The organism is Amycolatopsis suaedae (genome assembly GCF_004214935.1).
GTDB classification, from domain to species: domain Bacteria; phylum Actinomycetota; class Actinomycetes; order Mycobacteriales; family Pseudonocardiaceae; genus Amycolatopsis; species Amycolatopsis suaedae.
Genome location: NZ_SFCC01000003.1, coordinates 22,024 through 34,472, shown reverse-complemented (window position 1 = coordinate 34,472; position 12,449 = coordinate 22,024). Strand labels below are relative to the sequence as shown.

14 protein-coding genes are annotated in these 12,449 nt (G+C 70.9%); 5 read left to right on the top strand and 9 right to left on the bottom strand.

The features are described 5' to 3' along the window. Positions 1-220 precede the first annotated feature (220 nt). The gene (locus EWH70_RS06200) at positions 221-1,180 is read right to left on the bottom strand and encodes an electron transfer flavoprotein subunit alpha/FixB family protein (protein WP_130474308.1); all 960 of its coding nucleotides are present in this window, start codon (positions 1,178-1,180) and stop codon (positions 221-223) included. Between the two features lie 27 nt (positions 1,181-1,207). After that, on the bottom strand, positions 1,208-1,996 hold the full coding sequence (locus tag EWH70_RS06195) for an electron transfer flavoprotein subunit beta/FixA family protein (protein ID WP_130474307.1): 789 nt from the start codon (positions 1,994-1,996) through the stop codon (positions 1,208-1,210). A gap of 186 nt (positions 1,997-2,182) precedes the next feature. Here EWH70_RS06195 and EWH70_RS06190 point away from each other — a divergent pair, with 186 nt between their 5' ends. Then, entirely contained in the window at positions 2,183-3,028 is an 846-nt protein-coding gene (locus EWH70_RS06190) for a DegV family protein (protein WP_130474306.1), read from the top strand. Between the two features lie 393 nt (positions 3,029-3,421). Further along, on the top strand, positions 3,422-3,586 hold the full coding sequence (locus EWH70_RS35405; protein ID WP_165436173.1) for a hypothetical protein: 165 nt from the start codon (positions 3,422-3,424) through the stop codon (positions 3,584-3,586). Here the strand turns inward: EWH70_RS35405 and EWH70_RS06185 are convergent. From EWH70_RS06185 to EWH70_RS06165, 5 genes are all read right to left on the bottom strand, one after another. Beyond that, on the bottom strand, positions 3,580-3,978 hold the full coding sequence (locus tag EWH70_RS06185) for a hypothetical protein (protein WP_338078563.1): 399 nt from the start codon (positions 3,976-3,978) through the stop codon (positions 3,580-3,582). The genes EWH70_RS35405 and EWH70_RS06185 overlap by 7 nt on opposite strands. Before the next feature lie 62 nt (positions 3,979-4,040). Then, complete coding sequence (locus EWH70_RS06180) at positions 4,041-6,215, bottom strand: glycosyl hydrolase family 18 protein (protein WP_420809040.1); 2,175 nt, start codon at positions 6,213-6,215, stop codon at positions 4,041-4,043. Positions 6,216-6,400: 185 nt separating this feature from the next. Beyond that, entirely contained in the window at positions 6,401-6,880 is a 480-nt protein-coding gene (locus EWH70_RS06175) for a hypothetical protein (protein ID WP_130474303.1), read from the bottom strand. Between the two features lie 30 nt (positions 6,881-6,910). Beyond that, entirely contained in the window at positions 6,911-8,458 is a 1,548-nt protein-coding gene (locus EWH70_RS06170) for a putative T7SS-secreted protein (RefSeq protein WP_130474302.1), read from the bottom strand. Between the two features lie 3 nt (positions 8,459-8,461). Next, positions 8,462-8,758 carry a hypothetical protein gene (locus EWH70_RS06165; protein WP_130474301.1) on the bottom strand — a complete coding sequence of 99 codons (297 nt, stop codon included), beginning with the start codon at positions 8,756-8,758 and terminating at the stop codon, positions 8,462-8,464. A 123-nt stretch (positions 8,759-8,881) separates the two neighbouring features. Here EWH70_RS06165 and EWH70_RS06160 point away from each other — a divergent pair, with 123 nt between their 5' ends. After that, a complete protein-coding gene (locus EWH70_RS06160) occupies positions 8,882-9,655 on the top strand; it encodes a class I SAM-dependent methyltransferase (protein ID WP_130474300.1) in 774 nt (257 codons plus the stop codon). Continuing rightward, entirely contained in the window at positions 9,652-11,148 is a 1,497-nt protein-coding gene (locus EWH70_RS06155; protein WP_130474299.1) for a 1,4-alpha-glucan branching protein domain-containing protein, read from the top strand. The genes EWH70_RS06160 and EWH70_RS06155 overlap by 4 nt, the downstream gene beginning before the upstream one ends. A gap of 8 nt (positions 11,149-11,156) precedes the next feature. Here EWH70_RS06155 and EWH70_RS35400 read toward each other — a convergent pair whose 3' ends face one another. Beyond that, positions 11,157-11,396: a histidine kinase gene (locus EWH70_RS35400; RefSeq protein WP_165436172.1), complete on the bottom strand. Its 240-nt coding sequence runs from the start codon at positions 11,394-11,396 to the stop codon at positions 11,157-11,159. A 58-nt stretch (positions 11,397-11,454) separates the two neighbouring features. Then, a complete protein-coding gene (locus EWH70_RS06145) occupies positions 11,455-12,099 on the bottom strand; it encodes a response regulator (protein WP_130474297.1) in 645 nt (214 codons plus the stop codon). A 161-nt stretch (positions 12,100-12,260) separates the two neighbouring features. Here EWH70_RS06145 and EWH70_RS06140 point away from each other — a divergent pair, with 161 nt between their 5' ends. Then, positions 12,261-12,446: a hypothetical protein gene (locus EWH70_RS06140; RefSeq protein WP_130474296.1), complete on the top strand. Its 186-nt coding sequence runs from the start codon at positions 12,261-12,263 to the stop codon at positions 12,444-12,446. Positions 12,447-12,449: the final 3 nt, after the last annotated feature.

Sequence of the window (12,449 nt, the reverse complement as noted above, 5' to 3'; positions counted from 1 at the left end):
TAACTCCGCGAATCGACCATCGCCGCTGCGGCGCGGTGACCTTGGAATGCACGTTGTGTGAACGTGCGGTTCTCAGCTTTGTCTCAGGTTGGCAGCTCTGCGCCCCAAGGTCAACGGCATGTCATCCGCCTGTACTACGCGCAAGCACGTGAAGGCCACCTTCACTACGTCTCACGTAGTGAAGGTGGCCTTCACGTGCTTTGGGCAGGGCGGGCGGGACTCAGCCCTTGCGCTGGTTCACCGCTTCGGTCAGCTGCGGGGCGACGTTGAACAGGTCGCCCACGACACCGAAGTCGGCGATCTCGAAGATCGGCGCCTCCGGGTCCTTGTTGACCGCGACGATGGTCTTCGACGTCTGCATGCCAGCCCGGTGCTGGATGGCACCGGAGATGCCGAGCGCGATGTAGAGCTGCGGCGACACGGTCTTGCCGGTCTGGCCCACCTGGAACTGCGCCGGGTAGTAGCCGGAGTCGACCGCGGCCCGCGAGGCACCGACGGCGGCACCCAGCGAGTCGGCCAGCTTCTCCACCACGTCGAACTTGTCCGCCGAGCCGACACCGCGGCCACCGGACACGACGACCGACGCCTCGGTCAGCTCGGGACGGTCGCCACCGACGATCGGCTCGACGCCGGTGATCTTCGCCGACTTCGCCGCGTCGATCGCGGGCAGCTCGACGGTCTCCTCGGCGGCGGCGCCGTCGGCGGCCTCAGCCTCGACCGAGCCGGGACGCACCGAGATGACCGGCGTTCCCTTGGCAGCCTTGGACTTCACCGAGTAGGCGCCACCGAAGACCGACTGCTCGACGGTGCCGTCGGAGTTCACCCCGACGACGTCGTAGAGCAGGCCGGAGCCCAGCCGCACGGCGAGCCTGCCGGACACCTCCTTGCCCTCGGCGGTCGCGGCGACCAGCACGGCCGCGGGGGAAACCCGCTGTGCCAGCGTCTCGAGCGCGTCCACCTTCGGGGTCACCAGGTAGCCGACGGCGTCGTCGGACTCCGCCACGTAGACCTTCGCCGCACCGTGCCCGGCCAGCGCGTCCTTCACCTTGCCTGCCGTGCCGGGGGCGCCGACGACGACGGCGGACGGCTCACCGAGCGCGCGCGCCGCGGTCAGCAGCTCCAGGGTGACCTTCTTGACCTCACCGTCGACCTGGTCGACGAGTACCAGAACCTCAGCCATTGTCTATGTCTCCTCGCTCGAACCGGGTCAGATCAGCTTCTGCGCGACCAGGTACTCGGCGACCTTCGTGCCGCCGTCGCCCTCGTCCTCGACACGCTGGCCCGCGGTCCGCGGCGGCTTCGGCGCGGCCTCCACGACGGCGGACCAGGCGTTGCCGAGACCGACCTCGCCCGCGTCGACGCCGAGGTCGGCGACGGTCAGCGTCTCCACCGGCTTCTTCTTGGCGGCCATGATCCCCTTGAACGAGGGGTAGCGCGGCTCGTTGATCTTCTCGGTCACGCTGATCAGCGCGGGCAGGTTCGCCTCGAGGTGCGTCAGGCCCTCGTCCGCGGTCTCCCGGTCCACCTTCACGGTGGAGCCCTCGACGGTGACCTGGCGGGCGTGGGTCAGCTGCGGCAGGCCGAGCAGCTCGGCGACGATCGCGGGAACCGCGCCACCACGGCCGTCGGACGCCTCGTTGCCGGCGATGACCAGGTCGACGCCCTCGACCTTGCGCACGGCGGCGGCGATGACCTTCGCGGTCGCCAGCAGGTCGGAACCGTGCAGCGCCGGGTCGGATACGTGGATCGCCTTGTCGGCGCCCATGGAGAGGGCCTTGCGGATGGCGTCGGTGGCACGGTCCGGGCCTACGGCCAGCACCGTCACCTCGCCCTCGCCGGCCTCCTTGATCTTGAGCGCCTCCTCGACGGCGCGCTCGTTGATCTCGTCGAGGACCGCGTCGGCGGACTCGCGGTCGAGCGTGTGGTCACTCTCGGACAGCTTGCGCTCCGAGTAGGTGTCGGGCACCTGCTTGACCAGGACAACGATGTTCGTCATGGGTCTTCTTCGACCTCCCGCTTGGGCTCTACTCGCCAGTAGTCAATCGCAGATCGGGCGTCCTGGCCCACCGAGGTGACGGCATTCACCTGGATGCGTCGTTTACCGGGACCATCGTCCCAATAGTTTGCCCACCGGCCGTCCGGCCTATGGGACAGGCGTGCGTTCGGGTTAACCTGCCTCACTGTGTCGAACCATGTCGCGGTGATTACGGACTCGACCGCCTGCATTCCCGACCAGCTCGCCTCGCAGTGGGGGATCCGGGTCGTGCAGGTCCAGCTGCAGGTCGGGGACCGCCTCGACGACGAGCACAGATTCAACCGCCCCGAGCTGATCGCCGCGATGCGGGCGGGCGAGGAGGTGAGCACCTCGCCGCCGGAGGTCGGCGCGTTCTTCTGGGCCTACCAGGACGCACTGTCGTCGGGCGCCAGCGCGGTGGTCAGCATCCACATCTCCGGCCGGATGTCGGCGACGGCGCGCGCCGCGCAGGAGGCCGCCCAGCAGACGCCGGTGCCGGTGCACGTCGTGGACAGCCAGACCACCGGCATGAGCCTCGGCTTCGCCGCGCTGTCCGCCGCGCGGGCAGCCGCGGCGGGCGCGCAGCTGCGCCGGGTTCTCGACGCCGCCACCTACCGCTCGCAGACCAGCACCGAACTGCTCTACGTCGACACCCTGGACTACCTGCGCCGGGGCGGCCGCATCGGCGGCGCCGCGGCGTGGGTCGGCACGGCGCTGTCGCTCAAGCCGCTGCTCACCGTGCGCGAGGGCGAGGTGCGGCCGGTGAGCCGGGTACCGGGACGGCGGCGAGCGCAGGCCAAGCTCGTCGACCTGGCCGTCGACAGGGCGGGCACACGGCCGGTGGACGTCGCGGTCGTGCGCTTCGGCGACGACGAGCAGGTCCTCGACCTGGCCGACCAGCTACGCAAGCGGGTGCGCGACGTGCGTGACCTGGTCGTCGCCGAGGCGAGCACCGTCATCGGCGCCCACGTCGGCCCCGGCGCCCTCGGCATCACGGTCTCCCCCGCCGGCTGAGCGCCCGCCGCCTTGCTGTGAAGGAGCCCTCACGGCATCTGATACCAGGGCCCCGGCAAAGTCCGGGGCGGGTGACCGTGCACGAAGGTGGAACTCGTGTACCGGAACGTAGAACTCGCGTGCACGAGCGTGGAGTTCATACCGTGAGACGCGCCTCTCACCCCGCGGCCCCGCGAGTCCCACCTTCGCGCACGCGAGTCCCACGCTCCCGCACGCGAACTCCACCTTCACGCACACCACCCGACTGCCGGGCCCGCGCGGGAACGTACAACTCGCGCGTCAGAACGTACGACTCGCGCGAACGGGCCGCTCGCGGGCGGCGGGCGGAACTGCGTACGAGGTCGATACGTTGGACAATCGAACCGGACATATCCGCCGTGCGCAGGAGGATTGATGGCAGGGCTGTTCAACAAGATCATGCGCTTCGCCAAGAGCCCGGAGGGACGCAGGGCGATCAACCAGGCCAAGCGGTACGCCAAGGACCCGCACACCCGCAAGCAGGCCAAGGACGCGTTCGACCGCCTGCGCGGCAAGAAGGGCCACGGTAAGAGCTACTGAGCCGTCCGCGCGGGCAGGAACACCACGACGGCGGCCAGCACGACGAGGCCGACCAGCCCGACGGCGTTGATCACCTGGTCCACCGGCTCGAACACGTGCAGGTGGAGCAGGTGATACGCCGCGTGCACCACGCCGAACACCAGCCACGCCAGTCCGGTCAGCCTGGCCACGGCGTTCGTGCGCATCACGAAGGCGCCGACCGCCAGCACACCCAGCGCGAGGAACATCCCGCCCACGTCGCGGACGAGGTGCTCGTTGAACGGGCCGTCGGCGGACACCCAGCCGGGCCGGAAGCCGGGAAAGTCGGAGTAGAACGACATCGGCAGCACAGCGGCCCAGAATCCCACCACCAGCCCGACGGCGGCGAACAGCAGCAGGGCCAGCCTGGTCACAGTTGGTTGCATACCCTCTGGACTCGGCAGCCCCGCCGGATGTGACGGGGCTGCCGAGACCGTCAGCCGAGGGCGTTGTGCGCCGCGGCCATCAGTGAGCCGTTGGCCGTGTCACCGGACATGTCCCACGCCATGACCCCGAGCAGGCCTCTGGACCGGAGCCAGGCGACCTTCTGCTGAATGGACCAGACGTCGTCGAACGACCACCACTGCCCACCGTTGCCCGTGTAACACGAGGTGGCGACGGCCTGCGTGTCGTGGGTGACGGTGCAGTTCGGGACGCTGGCCACCAGGTTCGAGTAGCCACGGGTCCCCGCCTCCTCGGGGAACTGGCCGGGTGCCGCGCCGTTGGCGGTCTGCCATTCACCGTTGTTCGGTCCCGCCTGCACGCTCTGCCAGCCCCTGCCGTAGAAGGCGAGCCCGATGGTCAGCTTCCGCGGGTTGACTCCGGCGTTCGTGTACGCGTTGACCGCGTTCTCCACGCTGAAGTGGAACGGGTACGGATCGTGCACGTCGGCGTAGAGGTTGCCCTGGTGCCCGGTCCGGTTCGGCTCCCACGAGTTGTCGCTGCCCGCGCCGTGGAAGTCGTAACCCTGCACGTTGGCGACGTCGAGGTAGTCGAACACCTTGCCGAGATCCCAGCCGGCCGTCACCTTCGCCGGGTCGGCCGGGGTGAACGCCTGCAGTTCGTACCGCTTGCCGGTGGTCGCGCCGTAGGCGTCCAGCTGCGTACGGAACTCGGCGAGCAGGGCCGTCAGGTTCTGCTTGTCGTTGGGGCTCCAGTGGTTGCCCGGGTGACCGTCGGGGCTGCCCGGCCACTCCCAGTCGATGTCGATCCCGTCGAAGATCCCGGCCGCCGTTCCGGGGCCGCCCGCCCCGCCGTAGGGCTTGACGTTGCCCTTCAGGTAGGTGTCGATGCACGACGCGACGAACTTCTGCCGCGACGCCGGCGTCGCCGCGACGTCGGAGAAGTACTTCGAGTACGTCCAGCCGCCGAGTGAGATCAGGATCTTCAGGTTCGGGTAGCGGGCCTTGAGTTTCTTCAGCTGGTTGAAGTTGCCCCGCAACGGCTCCCAGCCCGTGTCGGCGACGCCGTCGACGGACTGCGCGGCCGACATCGGACGCGAGTAGTCGGCCTCGGCGTCGCCGGCGCCGTCACCCTGGTTCGGATCCTGCGGGTTCGGTGAGGTGCCCTTGGTGACGCCGGACAGGCAGGTCAGGTTGACCGGGTCGATGTTGCCGAACGCGTACAGCAGGTGCGTCAGCCTGCTCGCCTGGCCGCTGGTCACCAGGTTCTTCACGAAGTACTGGCGGCCGTAGATGCCCCACTGGACGAAGTAGCCGACCTTCGCGTGGCCCTGCACGATGTCGCCGGTGCGCGCGGTCAGCGCGGCACTGGGGGCGGACACGTTGTCGTAACCGTCCCTCGCCCGCACGGTGAACGAGTACGAAGTGGACGGTGAAAGGCCGGTGACCGTCGCGGTCGTCCCGGTCACCGTCGTCGCCAGCGTCGTGCCGCGGTAGACGTCGTAGGAGACGACACCGGTGTTGTCCGTCGACGCGTTCCACGCGAGGCTGACGCTGCCCGCGGTGGCTCCCGTCGAACGGAGCCCGCCGGGAACGCTCGGCGCCTGCGTGTCGTCGCCGGGATTGTTGGTGGTCACCGCGAGCGCGGCACTCGGCGCGGACGCCGTCCCGTTGGCGTCCCTGGCCCGCACGGTGAAGCTGTAGGCGGTGTTCGGGGTCAGCCCCGAGATCGACGCGGTGGTACCGGTGACCGACGCCGCGAGGGTCGTGCCGCGGTAGACGTCGTACCCGGCGACGGGCAGCGAACCCGGGCTCGCGGCGTCCCAGGCGAGGGCGACGGTGGTGGTCGTCTTGGCGACGAGCCGCAGGTTCGCTGGCACGGTCGGCGGAGTGTCGGGCGAGCCGTCGCAGTTCCCGCCGTCGATACGGCAGGTCGTCGGCGTGGTGCCGGTGCTGAGCTGGACGGTCGGGCTGTAGGGGTAGGTCGACCGGCCCGGCCCCAGGCTGGCGATGTAGAAGGCCGGGGTGAGGGTGACCTGGTTGCCGCTCTGCGACACCGTGCCGTGCGCCCCGCTGGTCGCGGTCACCCCGGCGGGCACGGTGAAGGTGATACTCCAGTTGGCGACGGTCTCGGTGCTGGGGTTGGTGACGGTGTATTCGCCCGTGTTGCCGGACAAGGTGAACGCGGCACGTAGCCGGCCCGCCGCCATGGCCGGGCTGCCGACGGCGACGAGCAGTCCGCCGGCGAGCAGTGTCACGGTGAGTGCGCTGAGTAATCGTCTTCTGGTGCGTCTCATGACGGTTCTCCATTGAAGCGGTGAGACTGACCCCGATTGTGGTCTAGACCACAGACGAATGTAGCGCGGCCCACCGGAAAGGTCTAGACCGCTGCGCGCTACGGGGTCTGTACGGACGCAACGAACCGCTGGAAGTCGTCGATCACGTCCGGCAGCTGTGCCGGCGTCGCGGTGAGCACCATTTCGACGACCGCGTAACGAGCGGGGTCGGACTCGTCGGCAAGACCCAGGTATACCTGGCACTGCACCAGATCCAGCGCCGCACCGCCGGCCGTGGTGCTCAGCCGCAGCACCTGGTTCAGCCCGGGAACCGCGTCGGTACCGACGTGCTGCCGGTCCGCGATCTCGACCGCACCCGTGTGCCTGAGCCGGTCGACCGAGTCGTCGGCCACCGTGGCCAGCTCCGGCCGGTCGGGGCGGAGGTTTCCGTCGACGGTGATGTTGGCGACGAAACCGTCGGCCCGGTCCGGCTGCAGCGCCACGAACGCGGCACCGGGTGCGCCGACCTCCTCCGGCGGCGCCGGGCGCCAGCCGGCAGGCAGCTGAAACCGCAGCGGAATCGGCAGGGTCTTGGTCACCACGGCCTCCTGAGCGTTCCGAGCGCGATGCTACCCACCGAAGGCACCGGCCAGGTCCTTACCGAAGTCGGCCATCTTGGCGGCACCGTCGGAGATCGCCGCGCCCGCGCCCTGTGCCGTCTCCATCACCTTGGCCGGGTCGATGGTGATCTCGCCGCCGACCTTGCCACCGACGCCCAGCCCGGCACCCACCTCGCCACCAATGGTGAACGTGCCGTTCTCGTCGAACCCGAAGTCGACGTTCGCCTCGGCACCGACCCCGGCCCAGGCCTCTCCGGTGAGCCCCGCGCCGATGCCGCCGACGTCGGCGTGCACCTCGCCCTCGGCCTTGGCGCCCGCGAACGCCTCGACGCCGGCGTGCAGGCCGCGCTCGTCGAGGGAGACATTGCCTTCGGCTTCCGCTCCGGCGAACGCCTCACCGGACGCTCCCAGCTCTCCCGGCCCGAGACTGACCTCACCCTTCGTCTCGGCGGTCACGCCGACACTGGCACCCGCGTCGGCGCGGACCCCGTCCGTGCCGATCTCGGCCGACACCGTCGCCTCGGCGCCACCCTTGACCCCGGCGGAGCCGCTGGCCGCGAACTCGCCGTGCCGCATCTCACCCGCGACCGAGGCCTGCCCGCCGACGAACGCCTTGCCTTCGGCCTTGACTCCCTCGGTGGTGAGGGTGACCTTGCCCTCGGCTTCACCACCCAGTTTGGCCTCGGCGGCACCCGCCACCGCCAGGTCGCCGACCTGGCCGGAGAACCCGGCCGCGGCCTGTGCGGTGGTGAACTCGGCCGTGCGTGAGATCGAGCCCAGTTCGATCTCGAGGCCGGCGTCGCCTGGCTCGTCGCCCTTGGCGAGCCGGTCCAGGGCGTCGTAGAGACTGCCCGGCCCCGCCTCGGCCACCTCGCCTCCCCAGCGGTCCTTGTCGAACCACCGTGACGTGTCGGAGTGCTCGCCGATCTTCCCGGTGATGGACGGGGACTCACCGGCGAAGATGCCGGACACCTCGAGGCCGGACACCTCGCCGCGGAGCCCGAAGTTCGCCGACCCGGCGGCCACCAGCCACGGCGGTGCGCCGGGCGCGGAACCGCCGTGGCTCGCGAGCACCTCGGCGACCGCGGACCCGATCTCCTCGAGTTGTTCCCTGCCACGATTGAGGACCTGCCGTGCTTCCTGCCGCAGCGCCTCGCCCGGGTCGGTGACCTCCGGCTCGCCGTCGGCCTTCCCGGCGCGTGCGGCCTCGGCCGCACGGGTGGCCTGTTCGCCCTGCTCCCACAGCTCGATGGCTTCCTCGGCGATCAGCTGGGCGGCCCGCACCGCGTCGGCCTGCCGTTCCAGGGCGTACGCCCCGGCTGTCATCGCGTCGGCGGCACGCCGCCAGTGTGCCGGCTCGGGGTTGAACCTGTCCCAGAACGCGTTGCTGGCCGAGCCGAACCAGCCGTCGATCTTGACACCGGAGAGCCCCGCCGCGACGTCCTCGAGCACGGCGCCGTGTCCGCGCAGGCTGGCCGCGGCCGTCGTCAGCGCGGTCGCCTCGCCGGGGATCAGGGCCTTCGGGTCGCTGGTCTGCCCGAGTTCGGCGGCACACATGCGCTACGCCCCCAGGAGAAGGACCGAGTGCCGGACGTCGCCGTCCGTCGTCTCGTAGACCGATGCGGCACCGGTGAGCGTCTCCCCCGCCGAGGTCGCCCGCTGAGCCAGCACCTTCGCCGCCTCGCCCCAGGTCGCACAGAACTCCGCGACGGCGGCCGACACACCCGGATGCCCGGCCGCCTCCTCGCCGAGGGCCACCCCGGACAGCGCGGCCGGGTCCACCGCCCCGACGGTGGCACCGATCAGACGCGCGGCCGCCAGCAGCGCCTCCGGATCGACCTCGTAACCAGTCGTCATGCGCCGGCACGGTAGCCAGGCCGAAGCGGGCCGAGTGTCGTCCCAACGACCGACAGCGCCGTACCGGTGGGTAAGTTCAGGGGCGACACGCGTTACGAGCACGACGAGAGAACGGGCCGCCGAGTGCATGTTTCCGCAGGTAGAGCCGCTGCCCTGCACCTGACGGGGGAGCGCACGGTCCCCGGCGTACCGGAGGAAAATTATTGGTTCCGCCGGCACGAGGCCGCCTATCTCGCGTTGCTGCCCTACTGCGCGGGCGCGACCGTGCTGGAGGCGGGCTGCGGCGAGGGTTACGGCGCCGACCTGATCGCCGGCACGGCCGCGCGGGTGATCGCGCTGGACTACGACGCGCCGAGCGTCACCCACGTCTCCGCCGCCTATCCCCGGGTACGCCCGATCCAGGGCAACCTGGCCACGCTGCCGCTCGGTTCGTCCACAGTGGACGTCGTGGCGAACTTCCAGGTCATCGAGCACCTCTGGGACCAGGCCGGGTTCCTCGCCGAGTGTCACCGGGTGCTGCGGCCCGGCGGCAGGCTGCTGGTCACCACGCCCAACCGGCTCACCTTCACCCCCGACAGCGACACCCCGCTCAACCCGTACCACACCAGGGAACTCGCACCGTCCGAACTGGACGAACTACTCCGCGAGGCGGGCTTCGCCGTCGAACGGCTGGACGGCCTCGGCCACGGCCCCCGGCTGCGGGAGCTGGACGCCCGCCACAGCGGCTCGATCATCGACGCCCAGCTCGCCGTGGTGCTCGGTGAGCTGCCCGGCCAGGCGAGCTGGCCCGCCACGCTGCTGGCCGACGTCGGCTCCATCGCCACCGCCGACTTCCGGATCGGCCCCGAGGACGTCGAGCGCAGCCTCGACCTGATCGCCGTGGCGGTGCGCCGGTGAGCCATGAGGGCACGTTCTGCCTTGTCCTGCACAGCCACCTGCCCTGGCTGGCCCACCACGGTTCCTGGCCGGTCGGCGAGGAATGGCTCTACCAGGCGTGGGCGCATTCCTACCTGCCGGTGCTCGACCTGGCCCGCCGGTTCGCCGACGAGGGCCGCCGCGACGTGTTCACCCTCGGCGTCACCCCGGTGCTGGCCGCGCAACTGGACGACCCGTACTGCCTGCGTGCCTTCCACCACTGGCTCGGCGACTGGCAGCTGCGGGCACGGCACGCGTCGACGCTGTGGCGGGGCGAGCCGCTGCTGCGTGACCTGGCCGCCGCCGAGCACCGGTCCGCCGACGCGGCGATCGCCGAGTTCGAGAGCCGCTGGCGGCACGGCTTCTCGCCGGTGCTGCGCCCCCTGCTGGACGCGGGCACGCTGGAACTTCTCGGCGGCCCGGCGACCCACCCGTTCCAGCCGCTGCTCGACCCGCGGGTGCGGGCGTTCGCGCTGCGCACCGGGCTGGACGACACCGCGCTCCGGCTCGGGCACCGGCCGGACGGCATCTGGGCACCGGAATGCGGCTACCAGCCCGGCATGGAGGCGGGTTACGCCGCCGCGGGCGTGCGGCGGTTCCTCGTCGACGGTCCCGCGCTGCGGGGTGACACCGCCGCCGCGCGCACCGTCGGCGAGTCCGACGTCGTCTGCTTCGGCCGCGACCTGGAGGTCACCTACCGGGTGTGGTCGCCGAAGGCCGGTTACCCCGGCCACGGCGCGTACCGCGACTTCCACACCTGGGATCACCGGGTCGGCCTGAAGCCGTCGCGGGTGACCGGCAAGCACATCGAACCGGCGGGCAAGGCACCCTACGACCCGGCGCTCGCGGCGGACACGCTGCGCTCGCACGTCAAGGACTTCGTCGACACCGTGGTCACCCGGCTGCGGTCGCTGCGCGAGCGCGACGGCAGGCCGGGGCTGGTCGTCGCGGCCTACGACACCGAGCTGTTCGGCCACTGGTGGCACGAGGGACCGGCGTGGCTGGAGGCCGTGCTGCGGGCGCTGCCGGACGCGGGCGTGCGGGTCACCACCCTGCGCGGGGCGCTGGAGGCCGGGCACCTCGGCGCGCCGGTAGACCTGCCGGCGTCGTCCTGGGGGTCGGGCAAGGACTGGCGGGTGTGGGACGGCGAGCAGGTCGCCGACCTCGTCGCCAGCGGCGCCGCCCTGCAGCGGCGGCTGCTGGCCGCGGTCGGCGAACCCGGCATCGCCCGCGACCCGGTGCGCGACCAGCTCGTCACCGAGGCACTGCTGGCGCTGTCCAGTGACTGGGCGTTCATGGTGACCAAGGACTCCGCCGCGGACTACGCCCGCTCGCGGGCCGAGGTGCACACGGCTCGCTTCGACGAGCTGGCGGCGTTGCTCGGCCCGGCCGACCGCGACCGGGCCGTCGGCGTGGCCGCCCGGCTGCGGGCCGACGACGGCCCGTTCGGCCACCTGGACGCCCGCGCCCTCTGACCCGCCCGTCAGTCCTGCCGCTCGTGCAGGTCGAGGATGGTCTGCCGCAGGCTGGTCACGACCTCCTGCAGGTCGGCCAGGCTGCTGCCGACGCGGGCCCGCACGGCGGGCGAGCTCGTCGAGCGCAGAATGCCCTGCAGCACCAGGCCGACGGCGAACAGCGGCTGGATCACGTGGTCGTGCAGCTCGTCGGCGACCCGGTCGCGCTCGGCGACCGCGATCTCGTCCGACACCGCCTGACCTGTCACCGAACCAGAATCGCACCCGGCGGGCCGGGAAGACAGCTCCGTTCGGGCACTCGATGCATTAATCCGGATGATTTTCCTCGTGCATTTTCGCGAGCAGCACGGCCGCCTGCGTGCGCCGGTGCGTTCCGAGTTTCGCCAGCAGCCGGGACACGTAGTTCTTGACCGTTTTCTCGGCGAGATGCATTTCCTCGGAGATCTGCCGGTTCGTCATTCCTTCACTGATCAGCCGGAGCATTCTCCGTTCGCGGTCGGTGAGCCCTTCCAATGGTCGGTTCATCCGATCACCCGCCGCCAGCCGGTCGCGCAGCACCCTGGCCGCCCTGCCGTCGAGCAGCGACCGGCCCGCCGCCACCTGCCGCACCGCCGACACCAGCGCCAGCCCCTGGATGTCCTTGATGACGTAACCGTCGGCACCAGCCAGGATGGCGTCGACCATCGCCTGCTCGTCGGTGAACGACGTCAGCATCAGGCAGCGCAGTTCCGGCAGCCGGGCACGCAGGTTGCGGCACAGCTCGATTCCGTTGCCGTCCGGCAACCGGACGTCGAGCACGGCCACGTCCGGACGTAACGCCGGAATTCTCGCCATTGCCTGCCGGACCGTTGCCGCCTCGCCTGCCACCTCCAGTTCCGGATCGTTGCCCAGGAGACTGGCGACCCCGCGCCGGACGATTTCGTGATCGTCGACCAGGAATACCGTGATCATTTCTCACCGCCACTACCGTCGACTTCCACTCTGCGAGCCGTTCGACCATTTCGGCAGGGACCGTTCGGCCCCACCTGCCGGGGACCAACGGCCCTTCAGCCCCGGCCCGCGTGCGGCGCAGGCTGGAAGCCGGACCCGCGCCGGGGAGGAGGCCGTCGGGCATGACCGGATCACCGCGCAGCTCACCCCGGTGGCACCCGCCGCGCGTGACCCGGCACCCGGCGGCCCGCCCGGACGACCTGATGTCGGCCGCGCTCCGGCTGGCCGACTGCCCACGCATGCCCCGCGACCGCCCCCTACGCCGCCCGGGTCCGCTCGCCCTGCTCGTGCTCGGCCACCACGGCTGACCA